The organism is Kordiimonas pumila, from assembly GCF_015240255.1.
Lineage (GTDB): Bacteria > Pseudomonadota > Alphaproteobacteria > Sphingomonadales > Kordiimonadaceae > Kordiimonas > Kordiimonas pumila.
In genome coordinates this window covers 778,874-800,931 of record NZ_CP061205.1, presented here as the reverse complement: position 1 = coordinate 800,931, position 22,058 = coordinate 778,874, and the positions used below count along the sequence as shown (strand labels likewise).

General features: G+C 49.5%; 24 protein-coding genes. 3 read left to right on the top strand and 21 right to left on the bottom strand.

The window, feature by feature from the left end; genetic code table 11:
- Window positions 1-128 precede the first annotated feature (128 nt).
- The 16 genes from rpsO to ICL80_RS03345 all read right to left on the bottom strand — a co-directional run bounded on the left by rpsO (window position 129) and on the right by ICL80_RS03345 (window position 15,947).
- Entirely contained in the window at window positions 129-398 is a 270-nt protein-coding gene (gene rpsO, locus ICL80_RS03420; protein ID WP_194214725.1) for a 30S ribosomal protein S15, read from the bottom strand.
- A 14-nt stretch (window positions 399-412) separates the two neighbouring features.
- Window positions 413-1,315 carry a tRNA pseudouridine(55) synthase TruB gene (truB, locus tag ICL80_RS03415; RefSeq protein ID WP_194214724.1) on the bottom strand — a complete coding sequence of 301 codons (903 nt, stop codon included), beginning with the start codon at window positions 1,313-1,315 and terminating at the stop codon, window positions 413-415.
- 4 nt (window positions 1,316-1,319) lie between these two features.
- Window positions 1,320-1,736: a 30S ribosome-binding factor RbfA gene (gene rbfA / locus ICL80_RS03410; protein WP_194214723.1), complete on the bottom strand. Its 417-nt coding sequence runs from the start codon at window positions 1,734-1,736 to the stop codon at window positions 1,320-1,322.
- A gap of 35 nt (window positions 1,737-1,771) precedes the next feature.
- Window positions 1,772-4,405 (bottom strand): translation initiation factor IF-2, encoded by a 2,634-nt coding sequence (infB, locus tag ICL80_RS03405; RefSeq protein ID WP_194214722.1) that lies wholly within the window; start codon window positions 4,403-4,405, stop codon window positions 1,772-1,774.
- Between the two features lies 1 nt (window position 4,406).
- Window positions 4,407-5,093, bottom strand: coding sequence for a DUF448 domain-containing protein (locus tag ICL80_RS03400; RefSeq protein ID WP_194214721.1), 687 nt, complete (start codon window positions 5,091-5,093; stop codon window positions 4,407-4,409).
- Window positions 5,094-5,122: 29 nt separating this feature from the next.
- Window positions 5,123-6,739 carry a transcription termination factor NusA gene (nusA, locus tag ICL80_RS03395; protein ID WP_194214720.1) on the bottom strand — a complete coding sequence of 539 codons (1,617 nt, stop codon included), beginning with the start codon at window positions 6,737-6,739 and terminating at the stop codon, window positions 5,123-5,125.
- A gap of 70 nt (window positions 6,740-6,809) precedes the next feature.
- Entirely contained in the window at window positions 6,810-7,325 is a 516-nt protein-coding gene (rimP, locus tag ICL80_RS03390; RefSeq protein WP_228073792.1) for a ribosome maturation factor RimP, read from the bottom strand.
- Between the two features lie 244 nt (window positions 7,326-7,569).
- The gene (gene trmB / locus ICL80_RS03385) at window positions 7,570-8,286 is read right to left on the bottom strand and encodes a tRNA (guanine(46)-N(7))-methyltransferase TrmB (protein WP_194214719.1); all 717 of its coding nucleotides are present in this window, start codon (window positions 8,284-8,286) and stop codon (window positions 7,570-7,572) included.
- Between the two features lie 54 nt (window positions 8,287-8,340).
- The gene (gene lnt, locus ICL80_RS03380; RefSeq protein WP_194214718.1) at window positions 8,341-9,978 is read right to left on the bottom strand and encodes an apolipoprotein N-acyltransferase; all 1,638 of its coding nucleotides are present in this window, start codon (window positions 9,976-9,978) and stop codon (window positions 8,341-8,343) included.
- Window positions 9,968-10,858, bottom strand: coding sequence for a hemolysin family protein (locus tag ICL80_RS03375; protein WP_194214717.1), 891 nt, complete (start codon window positions 10,856-10,858; stop codon window positions 9,968-9,970). The genes lnt and ICL80_RS03375 overlap by 11 nt, the downstream gene beginning before the upstream one ends.
- Entirely contained in the window at window positions 10,855-11,415 is a 561-nt protein-coding gene (ybeY, locus tag ICL80_RS03370) for an rRNA maturation RNase YbeY (protein WP_194214716.1), read from the bottom strand. The genes ICL80_RS03375 and ybeY overlap by 4 nt, the downstream gene beginning before the upstream one ends.
- A 20-nt stretch (window positions 11,416-11,435) precedes the next feature.
- Window positions 11,436-12,482, bottom strand: a complete 1,047-nt coding sequence (locus ICL80_RS03365; protein ID WP_194214715.1) for a PhoH family protein — start codon at window positions 12,480-12,482, stop codon at window positions 11,436-11,438.
- Between the two features lie 21 nt (window positions 12,483-12,503).
- Window positions 12,504-13,928, bottom strand: a complete 1,425-nt coding sequence (gene miaB, locus ICL80_RS03360) for a tRNA (N6-isopentenyl adenosine(37)-C2)-methylthiotransferase MiaB (protein ID WP_194214714.1) — start codon at window positions 13,926-13,928, stop codon at window positions 12,504-12,506.
- A gap of 128 nt (window positions 13,929-14,056) precedes the next feature.
- Window positions 14,057-14,944, bottom strand: coding sequence for a lysophospholipid acyltransferase family protein (locus tag ICL80_RS03355; protein ID WP_194214713.1), 888 nt, complete (start codon window positions 14,942-14,944; stop codon window positions 14,057-14,059).
- A gap of 25 nt (window positions 14,945-14,969) precedes the next feature.
- A complete protein-coding gene (locus ICL80_RS03350) occupies window positions 14,970-15,389 on the bottom strand; it encodes a Fur family transcriptional regulator (protein ID WP_194214712.1) in 420 nt (139 codons plus the stop codon).
- Window positions 15,390-15,536: 147 nt separating this feature from the next.
- Window positions 15,537-15,947, bottom strand: coding sequence for a MucR family transcriptional regulator (locus ICL80_RS03345; RefSeq protein WP_194214711.1), 411 nt, complete (start codon window positions 15,945-15,947; stop codon window positions 15,537-15,539).
- A 106-nt stretch (window positions 15,948-16,053) separates the two neighbouring features.
- On the opposite strand from ICL80_RS03345, the gene ICL80_RS03340 reads away from it, so the two are divergent.
- Window positions 16,054-16,401 carry a sulfurtransferase TusA family protein gene (locus ICL80_RS03340; RefSeq protein ID WP_194214710.1) on the top strand — a complete coding sequence of 116 codons (348 nt, stop codon included), beginning with the start codon at window positions 16,054-16,056 and terminating at the stop codon, window positions 16,399-16,401.
- Between the two features lie 21 nt (window positions 16,402-16,422).
- Here ICL80_RS03340 and rimI read toward each other — a convergent pair whose 3' ends face one another.
- The 4 genes from rimI to ICL80_RS03320 are packed head-to-tail and all read right to left on the bottom strand — an operon-like array spanning window position 16,423 to window position 18,297.
- On the bottom strand, window positions 16,423-16,914 hold the full coding sequence (gene rimI, locus ICL80_RS03335) for a ribosomal protein S18-alanine N-acetyltransferase (RefSeq protein WP_228073791.1): 492 nt from the start codon (window positions 16,912-16,914) through the stop codon (window positions 16,423-16,425).
- Complete coding sequence (gene tsaB / locus ICL80_RS03330; RefSeq protein ID WP_194214708.1) at window positions 16,911-17,597, bottom strand: tRNA (adenosine(37)-N6)-threonylcarbamoyltransferase complex dimerization subunit type 1 TsaB; 687 nt, start codon at window positions 17,595-17,597, stop codon at window positions 16,911-16,913. The genes rimI and tsaB overlap by 4 nt, the downstream gene beginning before the upstream one ends.
- Before the next feature lie 9 nt (window positions 17,598-17,606).
- Entirely contained in the window at window positions 17,607-18,197 is a 591-nt protein-coding gene (locus ICL80_RS03325; protein ID WP_194214707.1) for a malonic semialdehyde reductase, read from the bottom strand.
- A complete protein-coding gene (locus ICL80_RS03320) occupies window positions 18,154-18,297 on the bottom strand; it encodes a hypothetical protein (protein WP_194214706.1) in 144 nt (47 codons plus the stop codon). Before ICL80_RS03320 ends, ICL80_RS03325 begins: the two co-directional genes overlap by 44 nt.
- Here ICL80_RS03320 and ICL80_RS03315 point away from each other — a divergent pair.
- Entirely contained in the window at window positions 18,296-19,342 is a 1,047-nt protein-coding gene (locus ICL80_RS03315) for a polysaccharide deacetylase family protein (protein WP_194214705.1), read from the top strand. The genes ICL80_RS03320 and ICL80_RS03315 overlap by 2 nt on opposite strands.
- Before the next feature lie 9 nt (window positions 19,343-19,351).
- On the opposite strand, the gene ICL80_RS03310 is transcribed toward ICL80_RS03315, so the two are convergent.
- A complete protein-coding gene (locus ICL80_RS03310; protein WP_194214704.1) occupies window positions 19,352-19,912 on the bottom strand; it encodes a NifU family protein in 561 nt (186 codons plus the stop codon).
- A 158-nt stretch (window positions 19,913-20,070) separates the two neighbouring features.
- On the opposite strand from ICL80_RS03310, the gene ICL80_RS03305 reads away from it, so the two are divergent.
- Window positions 20,071-22,008 carry a transglycosylase domain-containing protein gene (locus ICL80_RS03305; RefSeq protein ID WP_194214703.1) on the top strand — a complete coding sequence of 646 codons (1,938 nt, stop codon included), beginning with the start codon at window positions 20,071-20,073 and terminating at the stop codon, window positions 22,006-22,008.
- Window positions 22,009-22,058: the final 50 nt, after the last annotated feature.

The window sequence follows — 22,058 nt, the reverse complement described above, 5'->3', positions numbered from 1 at the left end:
CTCATTATGGGCAGGGTCGTTTTGCTACTTCTCATGAAGCAGACTTTAAATTCAAAGCCCCCGCCAGAGCTTGCTGCGCGAGGGCTTCAAAAGAGTCAGGCCGGCTTCATTCAGCCGGCCCGCACTAATTATTTACGAAGACCCAAGCGACCAATCAGAGATTGGTAACGGCTTTCGTCTTTCCGCTTCAGGTAGTCCAGCAGCTTACGGCGCTGGTTTACCATTTTAATCAGACCACGACGTGAGTGGTGATCTTTTTTATGATCTTTGAAGTGTTCTGTCAGTGTCACGATGCGTGATGTAAGAACAGCAACCTGTACCTCAGGGGAACCCGTATCGCCTTCTTTAACAGCGTATTCTGTAATAACTTCTTGTTTGCGTTCAGCAGTAATCGACATCGTCTTCTCCTAAATTAAATAATATTGAAGACCCGCAGTGGACGAACCATACCGTCCTTGGCTTCAGCAATTGCAACTGGCAGATCTTCTGCCATCAGCACCACTGTACCCTGCTTGACTGTGGAAGATGGAAAACACTGGCCGTGTCTGATGGCCTTTGCTTCCAATTCCGAAACGGCAACCGCCGGGATGTCGTCCAGCGCTGTCGTTATCGGAAGGATGAATTCCGCAGCGGGCGCACTATGGCCCAACTCTGCGAGCTTTTCCAGCGAAATCGCCTTATTCAAGGCAAAAGGACCGACCCGTAATCGCCTCAAAGCAGTGATATGTCCAAACGTGCCCAGTTTCAGGGCAATATCGCGCCCAAGTGAGCGAATATAGGTGCCTTTACCACATGTTACGTGAAAGCTGCTCACACCAGCTTCACGATCATGCTTTTCTAGCCTAAACGCTTGAATTTCAACGGTTCTTGAAGCAAGAATCACTTCTTCACCGCGCCGCGCGAGGGCATAAGCCCTTTCACCGTTTACTTTGATGGCACTGTAAGCCGGGGGGCACTGCTCAATGGCCCCTGTAAACAGAGGTAAGGTTGCTATAATTTCGCTTTCATCTGGTACCCTGCCGCCAGATTGCAAAATTTCGCCTTCCACATCGTCCGAATCGGTAGATGTGCCCCATGTGACATCAAAGGCATATTCCTTTGTGGCATCAACAATGTAAGACATTGTTTTGGTCGCTTCACCAAGACCTATGGGTAAAATACCGCTTGCAAGAGGGTCTAGCGTGCCACCGTGCCCCACCTTCTGCGCGTTGGTAACCCTTTTGACAGTACCAACAACGGCGGCGCTGGAAACACCAAGGGGCTTGTCAACTACAAGCCAGCCATCAACCTTATTTCCCTTGCGGCGGCGTGACACAGGCTTACTCTTGAGCCTCATCTTCGTCGTGCTCTAGATCACGCGCTACTTTTGGATCACGTAACAGCGCATCAATATGGCTTGCTTCGTCAAAGCTTTCATCCAGAATAAACCTTAAACTCGGCATATATTTCATATGAACCACACGGCTCATGGCACCCCGAATAAAAGCACTGTGCTTGTTCAGTGCTTTTACGGTTTCACCGCTTGGATCACCACCTAGCGGCATCACAAAAATAGTGGCGTTGCGAAGGTCCGGGCTAATCCGGGCCTCCGATACAGTGATGGATGCTTTTTCAAGCAAAGGATCCTGTACATCACCGCGCGCCAAAATCATCGCAATGGCATGACGCACATTTTCCCCCACACGCAAAATACGTGTGCTCGGTGCGCCGCTAGTGTTGTGCCGGGCTTTGGACATTAATAATCCTGACGAAGAACTGTGCGCATGCCAACCTATAGCTTGCGCTCAATTTCCTCAAGTTCATACACTTCAAGCACGTCACCTGACCTAAAGTCGTGATAATTTTCAAAGGTCAAACCACATTCCTGACCGGAATCAACCTTCTTCACATCATCTTTGAAGCGGCGCAGGTTATTAATCTGGCCTTCGTAGATAATTACATCATCACGCAGGATACGTGCCTTAAGATCGTTCCTGATACTACCTTCTGTCACAATACAACCCGCAGCCTTACCAGATTTACCAGCCTGGAAGGCGTCTTTAATGTCGGCACGGCCAATGATATTTTCTTTATATTCTGGCCCAAGTTCACCAATCATCGCGGCTTTCACATCATCAATCAGATTATAGATGATGGAATAGTATTTGATGGTCACACCGTCAGCTTCTGCCATATCACGTGCTTGCTTATTCGGGCGTACATTAAAGCCGATCAAGAGAGCGTTTGAGGCAAGCGTAAGGCCAATATCGGTTTCCGTAATACCACCAACAGCACTATGAATAACACGACATTTAATATCGTCATTACCGGCTTTTTCAAGCGCTTGGGTAATCGCTTCCGCAGAACCCTGTACATCAGCCTTCAGCACCACATCAAAGAAAATCTGGTCGCCACTTTCTTTAAGCTGCGAGAAGATACTTTCCAGTGTCTTTGGTGTAGCGAGAGCCGCTTGGCGTTTCTTTTTCATCTGGTCTTGACGGTACGCTGTAATTTCACGGGCGCGCGCCTCGTTTTCTACAACAGCAAAGTCATCACCTGCACCCGGTGCAGCATTCGCACCCAGCACTTCAACCGGCTGGCTTGGTGTAGCCTCTGTAACCTGCTCGCCCTTGTCTGTCACAAGTGCGCGCACACGGCCCCACTCTGGGCCTGCCACAAAAATATCACCAACTTTAAGTGTACCACGCTGAATAAGAACAGTCGCAACCGGGCCGCGACCCTTATCCAGTTTTGCTTCCACAACCACACCTTCAGCAGCGCGGTTCGGGTTTGCTTTCAGTTCGAGAATTTCAGCCTGAAGCGCAATAGCTTCCCTCAGTTTATCGAGGCCTGCACCAGTTTTAGCAGATACTTCTACTTCCTGCGTATCTCCAGAAAAGCTTTCCGTTACCACTTCATGCTGCAACAGTTCTTGACGAACACGGTCCGGGTTAGCACCCTCGCGGTCGATTTTGTTGATAGCCACAATCATCGGCACACCAGCCGCTTTAGAATGGTTAATTGCCTCAATTGTTTGCGGCATAACACCGTCGTCGGCTGCAACCACCAGAATAACAATATCTGTTGCCCGTGCACCGCGCGCCCGCATCTGTGTAAAGGCTGCGTGGCCCGGTGTATCAAGGAAGGTGATCAAGCTACCCGTTTCTGATGTAACCTGATAGGCACCAATATGCTGCGTAATACCACCAGCTTCGCCTGATACCACGTTTGCTTTTCTAAGCGCATCCAGAAGCGATGTTTTACCATGGTCAACATGGCCCATCACAGTAACCACAGGGGCGCGAGGTGCCAGATCTGCAGTGTCATCTTCTTCACCAAACATGCCGATTTCAACATCTGCTTCGCTGATGCGCTTGGCAGTATGACCAAAATCTTCCACAACAAGCTGTGCAGTATCTTGATCCAGTGTTTCGTTAATCGTTGCAACAATACCAAGGCCCATCAGGGCTTTAATAACAGCGACTGATTTTTCAGCCATCCGCTGTGCCAACTCCTGCACAGTAATAGCTTCCGGGATGGTAATTTCCCGAGACTGGCGTTCCTGTGGCTGCTGCTGCATGTGAAGACCGCGCTTTTTAGCCTGCGCACGTTTATATGCTGCAAGCGAACGCTGGCGTTCGCCGTCGCCTGTTGCTGCAGAAATCGTCAAGCGGCCTTTTCTGCGATCATCCGCGCCGCGACCACGACCACGACCCGCGCGCTCTGCAGTGTCCGCCCCAGGGCCAGCGCCTTTTTTCACATCTTTACGTTTTGATTTACCACGGCGGGCATCATCGTCGTCGTCACCGCCAGTTTGCTGACGCGCCTCGCTTGCTTTTTTAAGCTGTACAGCACGCGTTTCAAGCTCGGTTTTTTTACGAGCGGCTTCTTCAGCTTTTTGACGTGTTGTCGATTCTGCCGCCGCTTTCGTTTCAGCTTCAGCAGTTGCTTTTTTGCGCGCTATATCTTCAGCTTTTTTCTTGGCATCTATTTCCGCTTTTTTGCGCGCTTCTGCATCTTCATCAAAAGATTCTTTCGCAACAGCTTCAAGCTTCAAACGTTCTGCCTGTTCTGCAGCGCGCCGTGCTTCTTCAGCAGCGCGCTCTTTTGCTTCTTCTTCAGCACGTTTCTTAGCACCCTCAAGTGCCTTCATGCGCGCTTCCTGCTCTGTACCTGTCAGGCTGTCAGCATCGGATGATGGTTTTTTGGGCACATAAGCGCGTGGCTTATGCGGCGCAGAAACTTCTGCATTTACCGGCGCAGCTTCAGGGGCACCGCTTTTCGACAGAACACGCTTTTTCTTACGCTCTACCACAACAGCTTTTGTGCGACCGTGGCTAAAGCTCTGACGAACCTGGCCTGTTTCGACCCCCTTGTTAACACCAAGAGTTTTACCAGACAGGGTTAATTTTTTATCGTCGCTCATACTATTCTGCGTTCCCTTGCGCTTCTGGAAGAGGGGCTTGTCCCCGCAACCATAATAACCGGCTGATATCAGCCTTTAATTTCTGCGTACCACCACTTTTCAGCAGCAGCACATGTACCACATTGTCGCGGCCAAGTGCCTTCGACAATGCCTCTCGATCAAATAGCACCACCGTTGAAACATCGCCTCCAACGGCAGCCTGAATTTTTCTCCGCCCATCATCAGCGCCGTCTGAGGCCGCCAAAACAAGCGTCGGGCTTTTATGCCCTTTTTTACCAAGCGCGGCCTTGATCTTGTCAAAACCCGCCAGCAGGTTCCCTGCTTTTTGTTCCAGCCCCAGTCTGTCCAGACAGCGACGAACCAGTAACCGGTCTATCATTGCCACCAAATCCTGTGGCACCGCACCTTTTGACAGCGACACTTTCAAGGACCGGCTTGCCTGCCGGTGAAGGCTGCCATCCTGAACAGCCTTTTCTATCAGTGCACCGTCTGCCAGCATCCAAATACCGCGCCCTGGCAACCGCGCCGCCACATCTGGCACAAGTGTGCCGTCCGGGCCTAGTACTAGTCGAACCAGCAATGTGACCGGTTCAGACTTTTTCGTCAGGATGCATCGCCGCCCATTTTTATGAGCCAAGTCCGCTATGTCAGAGAAACAACTATCATCAAGTATGTTTTTTTCTGGCATAACAGCTTCTTCAATACACCCATCCAGCTTTATTCTGCTGGCACATTCTCAGAAGTTTCAGCTTCTGATTCTACAGCTTCTTCAGCCGCTTCTTCTGCTTCTTCTTCCTTACCTAGCAAATCTTCAGCACTGATCCAGCCCAGCACAACCCGCGTAGACATGATCATATTGCTCGCATCTTCCTCTGTTAGAGAAAATGCTTTCAAAATACCATCGTCTTTGCTTGTCAGTTCGTCTGCGGCACAGCCCGCAAAGTCTTCAAGGGTTTTAACCTCTGCCTCACCAAGCGCTACCAACATTTGCGGTGTCAGGCCTTCAATATCAGCGAGAGCATCATCAACGCCAATCTCTTTACGCTTTTTGTCCGCCGCTTTTGCTTCCGCTTCAAGGAAATCATTCGCACGGCGCTGCAGTTCTTCAACCAGCTCTTCCTCAAAACCCTCTACAGCAAGAAGCTCTTCCGGCTCAACGAAAGCAATCTCTTCAAGATCCGTGAAGCCCTCAGCTACCAACAGATGCGCAAGTGTATCATCAACATCAAGTGCCTCAACAAAGCGCTTGCTTTGCGCCATAAATTCTTCCTGACGGCGCTCGCTTTCTTCAGCTTCTGTCATGATGTCAATGGTCCAGCCCGTCAGCTGCGATGCAAGGCGCACATTCTGACCACGGCGACCAATAGCTAGTGATAACTGGTCATCAGGCACTACAACTTCAACCCTGCTGCGGTCTTCATCCATAACCACTTTTGCAACTTCGGCAGGCTGTAGCGCATTGACAATGAAAGAAGCCACATCAGGCGACCACGGAATAATATCGATCTTTTCGCCTTGCAGCTCGTTCACGACAGCCTGAACACGGCTACCACGCATACCAACACAAGCACCAACAGGATCGATCGATGTATCATTCGAGATCACTGCGATTTTTGCACGGCTACCAGGATCACGCGCAACGGAACGGATCTCGATAATACCATCGTAAATTTCAGGCACTTCCTGCGCAAACAAAGCACCCATAAAATCTGGCTTTGTACGAGACATGAAAATTTGTGGCCCACGGTTTTCGCGGCGCACTTCATAAATGAAACCACGAATGCGCTCATTCTGACGAATATGTTCACGCGGGATCACTTGGTCGCGGCGCATAATAGCTTCCGACTTACCCAGATCAACAATCACGTTCCCATACTCAACACGTTTCACAAGGCCTGTTACAATCTCGCCAACACGGTCTTTATATTCTTCATACTGACGCTCGCGTTCAGCATCGCGCACCTTTTGAACAATAACCTGTTTCGCCGTTTGTGCTGCAATCCGGCCAAAATCCATAGGCGGCAGGCTGGACGCCAGAAAATCACCAATCACTGCATCAGGCTTATTCTTCTGCGCATCCTGAACACTGATCTGCGTTGCAGGCTCTTCAACGGCCTCAACTACCTCAAGCACACGGAACAAACGAATATCGCCTGTGTTTTTATCAATTTGTGCCCTGATCTCGTTTTCGGCGCCATATTTGGAGCGCGCAGCTTTCTGGATTGCTTCTTCCATTGCCTCGAGAACAATCTCTTTTTCGATAGATTTTTCACGGGCTACCAGATCTGCAATTTGCAGCAACTCAAGCCTGTTAGCACTGATAGCAGATGCCATCGATCTCACTCCATTATTACGGGCTGACGCCCCAAACAACTCAGGCCCAAAAGCCCAAATTCATTAAACCTTAACCTTCGGCACCAACAGCCTGATCCTGAGGGGCTTTTTTCTTCACCGCGTCAAGAAGTTCATCCGTTAGAATAAGCTTGGCCTTCGATACCTCGGCAAACGCCAACTCAAAAATACCTTCATCGGAGGACAAAACAATGACACCGTCGTTATAGGATTGAATTTTTCCACGAAACCTGCGGCGGCCATCAATTTGCTCTGAAAGCTCAACTTTGGCATCAAACCCTACCCAGCGCTCAAAATCCACCGGACGTGTTAAAGGCCTGTCCACACCGGGTGAACTAACTTCCAGCAAATATTCCGCAGGGAGCGGATCTTCCACATCAAGCAACAGGGAAATTTCGCGTGAAAGCCGGGCACAGTCATCCACACCCATCGTGCCATCTGGTCTTTCGGCCATGACTTGAAGAGTAGGCTTTCTACCACCACCATATGTCACACGGATAAGTTCATATCCGAGCGATTCCACAGTTGCTTCTATAAGCGCACTGATCTGTTCTGCAGCGTCACTCAAATGGTTTGTCCTTTCCATCATCCCCTAAAATTCTGTATTTAGATGTAGGTGATCCCGGCTGTGGGCCTAGGCCCACTCCCTGAATAATCACCAGTACTCTAGGAGAAGTTGGGCTCTATATACCTCCATCGTCCCCTTGTAGCAAGGGAGAAAACAGCTTTTTCTGCGGTTTTCCTCAGCGATTGCCTTGTATAGGCCTATGGGGCCCATACGAATCAGGTGATTCGGGGGCTTTAGCAGGTTTTTAACGCGGGTTTCGAAGATATCTGAAATATGTTGCGTGGCCTTCAAGAGCCTTCGCCTCGTAGCGGGTTTCAGGCCAGTCATCCGGGCGCACCAACCAATCTGACGGTTTTTCAGCAAGCCACGTAAAATCAGGGCGTTCCGCCATTTGAATAGCTGTCCATTCCCGGTAGATAGGGTGATCAGTCCCGACACGGAATTCACCGCCGTCTTTGAGGATACGGGCAATATCATCAAGGTTTTCAGGGCCAACAAAACGCCGCTGTGCATGCCGCCGTTTGGGCCATGGATCTGGATGAATAAGAAACACGCGGTCAACACTCGCATCAGGCAGGTGCCAGATAACATGCCGGGCATCATCACCGTAAACCCGAATATTATCGAGGTTTTCTTCCTCAATACTGGTTAAAAGCCCCGCAACACCATTCAGATATGGTTCACAGCCGATCATGCCAATATCTGGGTTCGCCCGCGCCTGCCATGCCAAATGCTCGCCTTTCCCGAACCCTATCTCAAGCCACAGTTCTCTCATCGGACGATCAAAAACCGTTGCAGGGTCCAGCGGTGTTTCCCCGTCAGGTATAGCAACAGAAATGCGCGGCAACAATTCGTCCATCAAGCCCTGTTTGCGACCTGAAAGCCTGTTGCCTTTACGCCGACCAAAAAATCGTCGATGCGAATCAGGGGCTGTGTTTATATGTGGCGCAGTTTCTTTCATGGCCGCCCCTATATCGCATCCTATGGCCTTCGAAAAGGGCAAATCGGCACAGGCTTATTTCTGTGTCTGAGCAGTGCGCCATGCACGCACCACCTGAATAAGATAATAAAGCACAATAACGGCCGTTAAAAATGCCATCAAAAGATTACGCAGCATCGAGGAAACAAGCGGCGGTTCTATAGACAGAGGTAAAGGGCTTTCAACCGTTCCCATTTTACCCAGCCCCAGCGAACTGACAGTGCGGCCGTACGAATCAATTACAGCACTGATGCCGGTACTAGTTGAGCGCACCAGCGGCAAGCCTTCCTCAATCGCCCGAAGCCGGGCCTGCGCCAAGTGCTGATAAGGGCCTTCTGTCATACCAAACCAGCCATCATTGCTGATATTTAATAACCATTCTGGCCTGTCATCCAGCCGGATCACATGCCCGGAAAAAAGCGATTCGTAACAAATAAGCGGTGAAAAGGAAGGCACACCCGGCAATGAAATGGTTTTCAACTCTGTGCCAGATGCAAAAGCAACATCACCTGCAAGCTGACTAAGCCCAATAGCACGCAGGAAATCTGCAAATGGCATGTACTCACCAAACGGTACGAGATGGTTTTTATCATACCGGGCATAAAGTTCTGCCTTTGAATTGATCGCAATAAGGCTGTTGTAATATTTAATCTCGTCATTTTCTTCAGTATAGCGCGGCGCGCCCGTAAGCGCATAGGACCCAAAATCCAGCAGCTTCGACATACGCCAGCGCAGTAACGAGCCTTCCCTGTCGAAACTTTCGCGCTGAACCGCTGTTTCTGGCCAAATTAATAGTTTGATACCCTCAGCTTTGCCGTTTTTGTCTGATGACCGCGACAATTGCATGTGGCTGTCGAAATGGTCATCAATAAGATAGCTAATCCATTTTTCTCGCTGTGGTACATTTGCCTGCACCAACCGCATGGATACATCCAGATCAAAGCGCGTCGCGTGCGTGTGCAAGCGGTAATAGCCAGTGCCAGCAACAATTGCCAGTACTACAAGCGCTGCACAGGGCACATAAAGACCCCGCATGCTAAAGCCGCCCCTGTCGAAGAACAGAAAAAAACTACCCGCCACAAGCAGTGTGAGAAACGAAAGACCATATATGCCTATTAGATACAGAATCTGTGCTACAGAAAGCCAATCAGCCCACATAGAGCCAATAAGATGCCATGGAAACCCGCTAAACCATATACTGCGCGCAACTTCCATCAAGGTCCAGATTGCAGCAAAAACCAGTACCAATCGCCAGCCACGCACACCTAAGCGCCAGCTTACCCAAAAGACAATCCCCTGATACAGCGCCAATATCGCCGCCAAAAAAAACACTGCAAACGGCGCCAAAATAGCAGGCACCTGATCTTGCTGGGTAAAACTGTGCCCAACCCAGTTCAAACCAACAGAAAACAGCCCAAGGCCAAACCACCAACCTGCTGCAAAGGCATCTCTGCCACCACGGGCATGGCTTACCAACAGCAAGCAAACAGGGATAGCCAAGAAAACGAGCGGAAACATATTGACCGGTGCAAAACAGCGCGACAGCAGTGCGCCCGCTATAAATGCAAGGAAAGCCCGGCCATAGATGCTTTTACCATCAAGCCAACACAAAAACTGCATCGTGCCCAGGTGCAGTTTATCACGCTCTGATACAGGTGTATTATTATTTGCCATCTGCAGGCTGTAGGTCCTTTGGAGGGTGAATACGTACTTTATGAATGCGACGCGGATCAGCGTCGACCACTTCAAATGTATAGCCGCTTTCATGCGAAATTACTTCACCAATTTCAGGCACACGCCCTGCAAGAGTAAAGACAAGGCCGCCCACAGTATCGACATCTTCATCCTGCTCTTCCGGCAACAGGTCAATCCCCAGCGCTTCTTCCAGCGGCCCCATCTCGAGGCGGGCATCGGTATCGAAACCACCGTCCGAGAGCGGCACAAGCACCAGTTCATCAATTTCGTCGTGTTCGTCTTCAATAACGCCGACAATCTCTTCCACGATATCCTCAACTGTTACCAAGCCGTCCGTACCACCGTATTCATCTATCACAATGGCCATATGGGTGCGCCTGTTGCGCATTTTGGCAAGCAGATCGATCACTTTCATGGAGGGCGGCACAATCAGCACAGGGCGCTGAATTTTTGAAATCCTGAAATTTTCGATAGCATCATCTGCCGCGACTTTCAGCACATCTTTCACATGTACCATACCGTGCACTTCATCGAGCGTATCTTTATAAATCGGGATTCTGGAATGGGCGGCTGCAGCAAACACTTTTACCAGATCAGAATAACTGATATCCAGCGGCACAGAGACAATGTCTGCGCGCGGCACCATCACATCATAAACCCTGAGCGTGCCGTATTCGAGCACATTGAAAAGCATTTTACGCTCTTCAGCCCCAAGGGCCTTAGCGCTTGATTCCCCTTCATGTTCTTCAAGGGCTTCCTCAAGGCTTTCCCGCAGGCTAACTTCGCCATTTTTCAAGCCAAGAAAATATTTTATAGAGCGCCAGAAACCCGGCGATTGCAGTTGTTGTTCTTCGGTCATATTTCCCGCATCTCGTACGGATCAGGAATACCTAATCCGGCAAGAATGTTCCTCTCAAGCGTTTCCATCTCTTCAGCTTCTGTTTCTTCCATATGGTCATAGCCCAGCAAATGTAAAACCCCATGAACAACCAAATGTATCAAATGGTGATTAAGGGGCTTACCCTGCTCTTTTGCTTCCGCCATGATAACATCACTTGCAATCATCAGATCGCCAAGCATTACCAGGGGGCCGTCCTGCACTGCAAAAAGCATGGCAGACGGTAAATCTTCTGGGTCTGTGCCGGGAAATGACAGAATATTGGTGGGGTTATCTTTCCCTCTGAATTCTGCATTCAAACTTTGGCTTTTTTCATTATCTATCAGCTCAACATACAGTTCCATAGGGCACGCTGGGCCCGTGATAGCTGCATGCAGGGCAGCATGCGCTGCCTTTTCTATCGTTAGAAAAAGATCTTCAAACTGATTATCCGCCGTGCCAGATTCAATCTCCAGCACAAGGCCAGCAAAATGAAGACCATTTTGCTGGCCGCTGCTACTGGAACTATCCCCCGTCATGCATAATCCCTGTCAGTATTCTAACGGCCATCTTCGTCCCCGTACGCATCGACAATGCGGCCAACAAGCGGGTGCCTTACCACGTCTGTTTGGTTAAAGCGTGTAACCGCAATGCCTTCCACGCCGCGTAGAATATCCAGAGCATGTCGTAGGCCTGAACGTGTACCACGTTGCAAGTCTACCTGACTTGGATCACCGCAAATGGCCATCCGGCTGTTTTCACCAAATCGGGTTAAAAACATTTTCATTTGCATTGGTGTTGTATTCTGGGCTTCATCCAGAATAACAAAAGCGTTTGATAGTGTCCGGCCGCGCATATAAGCAAGCGGAGCAATCTCTATTTGCCCACTTGCCATGCGTTTTTCCACTTGCTCTGCCGGCATCATATCATAGAGAGCATCATAAAGTGGCCTAAGATACGGATCGACCTTATCTTTTAAATCACCCGGTAAAAAACCAAGATTTTCTCCAGCCTCAACCGCCGGGCGTGAGAGCACAATACGATCAACCTCACCGCCCAGCATGCGTGCAACCGCCATCGCAACCGCCAGATAGGTTTTGCCTGTACCCGCAGGGCCAACACCAAACACCATCTCGTTTGACAAAAGCTTCGACATATAATCTGCCTGCCCTTGTGTGCGCGGCATAACAATACGATTTCTAGTGGTTATTTTAAGACCGGGTGCCCCTGTACTGTCGGTGGTCGCCGTTCGGGGCTCGGCCTTCCCGTCATTGGCGAGTGTCGTGCCCTCACTCATGCGGACAGCGCCGTCGACAGCACCGATACTAACTTCATGTCCGCGTCTGGCATGTTCGTAAAGGTCTGTTAAAACCCTTTTTGCCAGATCTGAACGCTCTGCCGGGCCTTCTATGGCCACACGGTTTCCGCGGTTGATGAGAACAACACCCAGAAGTTGCTCGATGCGTGAGAGGTTTTGATCATGCTGGCCAAAGACAATGGCGGCCAATCGATTGTCTTCAAATTCCACTACCAGCCGGCGGTGGTTATTTGATTTGCCCGTGTCGGGCTGCCCATAAGCGGTGGGTGCGCTGCGTTTGGCGTACATATTAAAAGATTTATATCTCCTTTAATGCCCATGCCCAACCTGTTGACGAAGGACACCGACAAGTTCCCCCTTCAGGCTGTTTGGTCCGGCTTCAACAATTTTAACACGCACCAGACTGCCCATAAAATGAGTGTATGGTTTATCTGCGTCCGCGGCAAGCTGATTGTTTGCTTTTGTGAGATCTACATGTACTGCCTGCAAATACGGGCTGCGACCAATAAGCTGGCCGGGCAATTTGCCTTCGCGCTCAAGCAGCACATCCATTTCCGTGCCCAGTGTCTTTTCGTTGAATTCCTGCTGGTGTTCGTTCAAAAGCGCCTGCAACCGGTACAGCCGCTCTGTCTTCACATCTTCTGGCACCTGCTCTTCAATTGTAGAAGCCGGTGTGCCGGGCCGTGCGCTATATTTAAAGCTATAAGCCTGCGCATACTTAACCCGCCGAACCAGATCAAGTGTCGCTTCAAAGTCTTCGTCAGTTTCGCCCGGGAACCCGACGATAAAATCAGATGACAGCGCAAGGTCAGGTTTTACGGCCCTCAAGCGATCAATCATGGTAAAATATTCATCGCGGGTATGCTTGCGGTTCATTGCTGCCAGAATGTTGTCTGATCCGCTTTGAACTGGCAAATGCAGATAAGGCATACATTCAGGTACATCACGGTGCGCCAAAATCAGGTCTTCCTCCATATCGCGCGGGTGCGATGTGGTGTAACGGATACGGCTAATACCTTCAATTTTGGCCACTTCGCGGATCAGAAAACCAAGCCCTGCGGTTTCGCCATTTTCAAGCAAACCGTGATAGGCATTCACATTCTGGCCAAGCAGGGTAATTTCAATAACACCCCCCGCTGCCATGCGCTTTGCTTCTGCGATAATATCCGCAACAGGCCTGCTATATTCAGCGCCGCGCGTATAGGGCACCACACAAAATGCACAGAATTTATCACAGCCTTCCTGAATGGTGAGAAACGCTGCCGCGCTTTCAAAATCGCTTTCTTCAGGCAAATGATCAAATTTTGTATCAATTGGAAACTCAGTGTCCAACACCCGGCTACTGGTGCGGCCATCGGCACGCTGCATAGCAGCTGACGCCAGCATTTCAGGCAAACGGTGGTATGTTTGCGGCCCAAGTACCATATCAACAGCAGGGGCACGCCGCATCATTTCAGCGCCTTCGGCCTGCGCTACACACCCGGCAATGGCAATATACATGTCCTTGCCCGTGGCAGCTTTATCCATTTTTGTTTGCTTTAGTCGGCCAATTTCCGAATAAACCTTTTCAGCCGCTTTTTCGCGAATATGGCAGGTGTTCAGAATAACCAGATCAGCCTCATCAGCCGTATCGGTTACTTCATACCCATGTGGCTTCAGTGTATTGACCATGCGATTGCTGTCATACACATTCATTTGGCAGCCATAGGTTTTTACAAAAACTTTTTTGCTCAACGGGTAACTCCTGTCCTTTTCCAAAGACACTCAACAGACACAATGCCAACAATAGCTTTAAAAAGGTGCCGGAGACTAGCACCGGTTTGTCAGGAGTCAAGAAAACAGCTAATTTCTATATCAGAATATCACGCCTGCTGTTCCGCGGGAGCAGGCAAATATATTCCCGGCTGCGGGCCAAACCGCACCTCTGAACGATGGGCGCGCTCAAGCCCCGCACGCACCTGATCTTCACAGTACCGGGCCAATTCCTTGCGGGAACCAGCCTCAACAAGAGAAATCGGAGCATGAAACTCAAGCGTCACAGACGTACGCGCTAAGCCCAAAAACTGCCGCAAATGTTCAAATAGTTCAACATCGCCAAGCCATGCCACACTTGGCCGGCGGCTACGTACAAGCGGCATGCCATTTGTTTCGGTGTAAGCAAGGGTCACCGGCTGAATGACAAGCCTGTGGCCTGAGGCAGCATCAGCCCGCTCGGCAACAGAAAACAGCGATGATTTAAAATTTTCCACGCGCACACCGTCTGTTGATGTGCCTTCCGGAAACAAAATAAGACTATGGCCCTGCTGAACCCGCGCTACCAGTTCATCGCGCTGGCGCGCACTATCGAGCCGCCTTTCACGCCTTACAAAAATGGTTTTATGCAGCGCACAAAGTTTCCCGACCAAACCCCAGCCAGCCATTTCAGCCTTCGCAATAAAACTCGCATTATCAAGAAGCCCGCCTAGCACCAATATATCAAGCCAGCTTATATGGTTGGCGGCATAAAGAACCGGGCCAGTGTGTTTCTCAAGCCCGATCACGTGAATATCAACGCCCAAAATTCGGCATGTGGTACGGTGCCACAGCCCCGCAAAATGCCACCAGCGGCGTTTGGCAGCTTTCACCATTATCACCTGTACAGAGATCAGCGGGATTGACACCAAAATAATAGCGCAAATTCTTACAAACCCCAAAAGTGTCCAGCCTTCTGTCTGAAAATTTGACTTCAAACCAGCATATTCAGTGTCCATAACCCCAACCCCCTATAAAGGCGCTCTATTTCTTAATGGGGACGCCGTACAATTCCATGCGGTGATCGACAAGCTTGAAACCCATTTTCTTTGCGATCTCTTCTTGCAGGCGTTCTATTTCACTATTATGAAACTCAAGCACTTCTCCTGTCTCAAGATCAATTAAATGATCATGATGCTCTTCGCTTACAGTTTCATAACGTGACCGACCATCACGGAAATCATGCCTTTCCAGAATACCGGCATCCTCAAAGAGCCGCACTGTACGGTACACAGTTGCAATGCTTATACCGTTATCAATAGCTGTTGACCGGCGATAAACCTCTTCAACATCAGGGTGATCATCTGATTCTGTCAGAACCTTGGCAATCACACGTCGTTGATCTGTCATCCGCATCCCTTTTTGCAGGCACATTTCTTCAATTGACGGATTGCTGTCGATCATGGCTAAGACACTCCTGTAGTGCAAATTAAGGCTTCAATTGGGGGAAAGATGGCACAGTAATCACTCAAGAGCAAGCCGTGCGGCTACTCAAAGAAGCAACAGATTTAGATTAGATCGTATTTGGCCCAAATGGACAGAAAAAAAGGATTATTTTTTACTGCTTCGCCCCAAGCCAATTTTTTTCGCCAGCATTCGGCGCTGATCAGCATAATTTGGGGCAACCATAGGGTAATCTGGGCCTAAACCCCAGCGTTCACGGTATTCGTCCGGCGACATATTATACTGAGATTTCAAGTGACGTTTCAGCATTTTGAGCTGTTTACCGTCTTCAAGGCAGACAATATAATCAGGGGTGATTGACTTTTTTATAGGCACGGCCGGCTTTGGCTGGTCTTCAGCTGTTGCAGGCTCTTTTCGGAGACCGGTTAGCGTATGAAAAACGCTTTCGATCAGAACAGGGAGCTCCTGCGGGTCTACTTTGTTATTGGCAACGTGCGAAGCAACAATGTCAGCCGTTAAAGCCAGCAACTCTTCTCTCACAACCTGCTTTTTTTCCATCTTTTATAACAAACCCTGCTGTTTCTGCATCACACTTCCCCATCCAGGTTTTGCTTTCATCCTGTAAAAGCGGTAGAAAACCGAAAACAACCCGGATCAGCACCCAATGCACAGAACAAAGCCATCACACTCCACAAAAGAAGCTTCCGGCACTTCATCATCCACTGCGCCTAACACCCTTGACCTGCGCGGCACTTATTGTCCCATGGCCTTTGTTAAAGCCAGAATTTTTCTGGACGCGCAAACAAACAGTGCAGTGGTTGACATACTGTATGAAGATACCCCAGCAAACGACTCGCTTGCCCGCTCAATCAAGTCTCTAGGGCACACCATTGTAGAAAGCTCTACATACTCAAATGATGTTCCAAAGAATACTGACGTTCCTCTTACAGCCCAACATTCCTGCATAGACACGCTACAGTTAATTGCAATAACAGTGCAAGTAAAGAAGTAAAAAAAACAATCGATTAAAATTTTAACTATTACCTATACTATCAATAACTAAAGCAAAAACCAAAGCATCCACTGGTTTGCCCTTCTGTTTTTGATAATACCCTTGTCTAACACCTTTTTTTACGAAACCTGCTTTTGAATATAATTTAATTGCCTTTAAGTTGTCTTCCCGCACCTCAAGAAAAACTTTCGATATCCCCTGCGACAAACACAGCGCATGCAAATAATTGAGTAAATGTTTGGCATAGCCTTGACCGTGCCATTTTGGATCCATCGCAATCGTGATAATCTCTGCCTCTCCCGCTACAACCTGAAGCATTAAAAAACCGGCAACAAGCTGATCAAGGTATAGTCCATAAGTCCATATGCTAGGGGTTTGCATAAGCTCTAAAAACTCATCCGCAGTCCATTGCCTCTCCTCCTGCGGTGCAAAAGCTGCCCCGTGTAATACTGAAAGGGCACAGCACGTATCAGCGTCTGCCTTAAGTAGCCGTATATCGGCTGCAGCTTTCATGAGCCAGTTTGCACCAGAAACGCAGGACGCGCCTTGGCGGCATCGGCATCACGGTAATACGCAGGCTCTGGCGGATAGCTGTCTGGGGGCAGAAGCGCACCAATTTTTGCCAAAACAACTGGATCCGCCATAATGCCCGGCATGTACAGCGCTGTATCTGATTCAGGCAACAACACCATGTCTGCGCCTGTACCCACGACAATGCCGTGGTTTTCCTGAACCAGCGCTGCTGCTTTTTCAGCGTCCATATTGGCAGGGCTGGAAAGGTAAAGCGGAAAACCGGTATCGTCTACCCCGCTGTATGCCTGATGAAACACCTGCCCGGCACGCCCTTTTATAATACTGTGGGCCACACCTTCCACGCCTTCACTGTATGCCCTAGCAGCAACAGCCGCTAAAGATGTTATACCAACGCACGGTATGCCAAGTGCCACCGCAAGGCCGCGCGCAACAGAAAGCCCGATCCGTAGCCCTGTAAAGGTGCCCGGCCCTGTCACCACAACAATGCGGCCAAGGTCTGCATATGTTATGGCGCACTGTGCCAATAATTCATCAACCATCGGCAAAAGGCGTTCAGCGTGCCCGCGGCCAATATCTTCGGTTTTGGCCACACTTTCACCCGAGCTGGTCACTATTGCTGCAGCGCACTGGGTTTCACTGGTGTCTATTGAGAGAATATGCACACGATCACTTTATAAAATTTTGGCAGCTTCAGTAAAATCAAGCCGGGGGCCACGTGGATGCAAGCCCTCGTCAGAGCCATAGCCAATCGAACATATGAAGTTTGATTTCAGCGTGGTACCTGCAAAAAATTCCTTATCCACACCTGCTTTATCAAAGCCAGACATTGGACCGCACCCAAGCCCCATACTGCGTGCAGCCAGAATCAGATAGGCCCCTTGCAGGGTTGCGTTACGTGTTATGGTATCTTCCGCAACTGCCGGGTCAGCAAACCAGCTTTTTACATCAGGGTTATGGGGAAACAGCTTTGGCAGATAATCAGCAAACGCAGTATCATTAGCAATGATAGCCGTGACAGGCGCTGTCATGACCTTATTCACGTTACCGGGGGACAGATAAGGTTTAAGGCGGTTTTTTGCTGCATCAGATTTCACGAAATAAAAGCGCGCGGGGCAGCAGTTCACACTTGTCGGGCCCATTTTAGCAAGGTCATACAAAGCATTAATCTGGCTATCGGTTACAGGTTTATCCTGCCAGACATTAATGGTTCGTGCTGCTCTAAAAAGCTGGTCCAGCGCCGCATCGTTCAATTGTTTCATCATTCCATAGTTCCTCTGATTTACCGTTCAAATAGAAATTGCCCTCAAGGCGTGTCATGGTGCCCTTGCTAACACGCTCAAAACGATGCAAGACTATAAGCATGAAACAGACACTAGGCTACATTCATAATATTCTTCTGGCGACTTTAAGCCTCTTATTTATGGCCCAAACGGCGGTTGCAGACCCGTCTGCCATCGTTTTACTGTATCACCGATTTGGTGAAGATGAATATCCATCCACCAACATTCGCCTTGAACAGCTAGAAAACCATATCCGCCTGCTTAAGCAGGGTGGCTATCATTTCATGAGCCTGTCAGACGCGGCGCAGCACATTCAAAACAGGCAGGACTTTCCCGCTCGTACTATCGTTATTACCGTTGATGACGCTTACAAATCAGTTTTTGATAAAGGCTGGCCGCTTCTAAAAGCTGCCGGTATTCCCATGACGCTGTTTGTTTCGACTGATCCAATTGACGAAGAGCACAGCAATTATATGACGTGGGACAGTATACGCGCCATAAAAGCAGATGGGGTAGAAATAGGCCATCATTCTGCTTCGCACTTACATATGGTGCACGACGGCGTTGAAGCATCAAAAGCAGACATTGCCCGCGCAAGTAAAAGATTTCGCGAAGAACTGGGATCAGTACCTGCTTTGTTTGCATACCCTTACGGTGAATATAGCACTGCCATGAAAGAGATGATTAAGGACGCAGGCTTCACAGCAGCCTTTGCGCAGTTTTCTGGCCCAATAGCCGCCCATGAAGACATGTATGCCTTACCCCGTTTTCCGGTTAACGAACGTTACGGTGATGAAGGCCGCTTCAAGCTGATTACAGAAGCAATAGCTTTGCCTGTAAGTGACATTGTGCCTTCAGGGTCGCTTGTACCCACAGACAGAAACCCACCCGTGTTTGGCTTTACGGTTGATCCATCCGTAAAAGGGTTATCAGCACTTAGCTGTTACCCCAGCCATTTGGGGGAGCCCGCCACATTATTAAGGCCGCAACCAAACCGTGTTGAGGTACGCTTCACCGAGCCCTTCCCAAAAGGCAGAAACCGGATCAATTGCACCATGCCCGCGGGCGCTGGTCGCTGGTACTGGTTTGGCCGTTTTTTTATGGTGCCGGGCGGTGACCGCGATTAAAGCTTTGCCTTAATCAACAGCGCGCACATCAACAACTTCTGGCACATAATATTTCAACAGGTTTTCAATGCCGTTTTTAAGAGTGATCGTAGAGCTTGGGCAACCAGAGCATGCGCCCTGCATTTGAAGGTAAACCACGCCTTCTTTGAAGCCACGATATATTATATCGCCGCCATCACCTGCAACAGCCGGGCGAATTTTTTCATCCAGCAGGGTTTTGATCTGGTCAATAATATCTGCGTCTTCTTCGTTTTCATCAACACGCGCTTCTGCCAATGCCGCGCCTTCCTTAATGACCGGCGCACCAGAGGCAAAAAACTGCATCAGCCCTGCAAGCACTTGTGGCTTCAGGCTAGACCACTCAAGCTCAGTTGCTTTTGTGATCGTGACAAAATCATGCCCTAGGAAAACACCCGAAACACCGCTTTGGGCAAACATAGAACTTGCAAGCGGTGAAACCTCGGCCGCGTCAGGGTCTGTAAAGTTTGCTGTTCCTGTTTCCAGAACCGTTTTTCCGGGCAGGAATTTAAGGGTGTCTGGGTTTGGTGTTGCTTCAGTTTCGATAAACATGACTAAATCCTTCTTGATTTAGATACCATGTGGTGATTACGGCATCAAAGGTCAAGCAATTTTCTTCCTGCCTTTGCCATAATTGTCCATCATGATATGAGCATACCAAATAAATGAGGTAAGTTTTGAAAAAATCTGTCAGCAACAAGAAAAAGCCTGTGCAAAAAAAGAAAAGCGCCCCCGCCGCCGACGTTAAAAAGGCGGTGGGTCGCAAATCTATGCCGGTTAAAATTCTATATTACAGCGCCGCGGCAGCTGTATGGGGCTTTATCGCGGGTGTTGTGCTTTTGGGCTACCTGTCCCTCGATTTACCAGATTTGGACAACCCGCCTCAGCCTGGCGCAACAGATATAGCGGTTATTGTAAAGGCCGCAAACGGTGCGACACTAGTTAGAAATGGCCCAACATACGGCCAGTGGATATCATACTCTGAAGTACCAGATTCGCTTATTCAGGCATTTCTCGCTGTTGAAGACAGGCATTTTTATGCGCATAGCGGCATTGATATACGCGGTCTTGGGCGGGCGGTTTTATCAAACCTTAAAGCGGGGAACGTGCGTGCCGGCGGCAGCACCATTACGCAGCAGCTGGCAAAAAACCTGTTTTTATCAAACGAGCGTACACTTAAAAGAAAAGCGCAGGAACTGTTGCTGGCATTCTGGCTGGAACAAAAGTTTACCAAAAACCAAATCCTGACCCTCTATTTAAACAGAGTGTATTTTGGCGGCGGCACCTACGGCATTGATGCCGCTTCCAGAAAATATTATGGCCATTCGGCCCATGAGCTTTCAATCGCTGAAGCCGCTATTTTGGCAGGCCTTGTGAAAGCACCCACCCGGTATGCGCCTCATATTAACCCCGAAGGCGCGTGGGAACGGGCACAGGTTGTGCTATCTGCTATGGTGGAGACCGGCAGCCTTACACCATCGGTTGCTATCAAGGTGAAAGAACAGCCCCCTATAATAAAAGCTTCTGCCGTAGGGCGGGACGTTCGGTTTTTTACGGACTGGGTTGAAAGCGAAGCCCGCACACTGGTGCCTACCAGCCGGGCAAAGTCCATGATTATATATTCAACACTTGACCCGGGCGTACAGCGCGCGGCCGCCATGGCAATGGACCGCGGCCTAACTGGCGAAGGTAAAAAACACAAAGCAACGGAGGGTGCCCTTGTTGCCCTTGAGCATGACGGTGCCGTGCGCGCCATGATCGGTGGCAGCGACTACGGCAAAACCCAGTTTAACCGTGCGGTACAAGCAAAACGTCAACCGGGCTCTGCCTTCAAACTCTTTACCTACCTAACAGCCCTTGAAACCGGCATAAAGCCAAGCGACAGATATACCGATAAACCCATCACGGTAGAGGGGTGGTCGCCCAAAAACTATAGCGGCACTTTTGGGGGTGAAATGACAGTGCGGGAAGCCTTCGCAAAATCCATTAACACCATTGCCATTGAAATTGATGAAGAAGTAGGCCGCGAGCGCGTGGCAAATATGGCAAAACGCATGGGTATAACCACAAACGTTATGCCGGTCGCAAGCTTGCCGCTTGGCACAGAAGAAGTGAAACTGATCGATTTGGCCAGCAGTTACGCCGCCCTTGCAAATGGCGGCCACCGCGCCCCTACATATAGCATTATTGAAATAACATCGCTGGAAGGCGAAGTTCTATACCGCCGCACCCCCGTGCCGCCTGTACCAGTGTTGGCCTACCCTGTTGTTAAAGATATGACAGACATGCTGTCGTCCGTGGTTGTATGGGGCTCTGGTAAAAATGCTGCCATAGACAGGCCCGCCGCCGGAAAAACAGGGACCTCGCAAGACAACCGCGATGCTGTTTTTGTAGGCTTTACAAGCGATATAACCGCCGCCGTCTGGGTAGGCAATGATAACGGCACCCCCATGAGTTATGTAACAGGCGGCGGCTTGCCAGCCCGCATATGGGCAGATTTTATGCTGGAAGCCCATGTTGGCCAGCCTGTACGGCCATTACTGGCAGATGCCGGGGTTTATAATACTGCATCTGAGCAAGACCCTTACGGGCTTGAAAAAGATAAACCAAAAAAGAAAAAAGGCTTTTTTGAGCGTATTTTTAACTAGTATTTACATGCAGGCAAAGTGTCGCAGCGATATTGCAGAATATAGAAAGC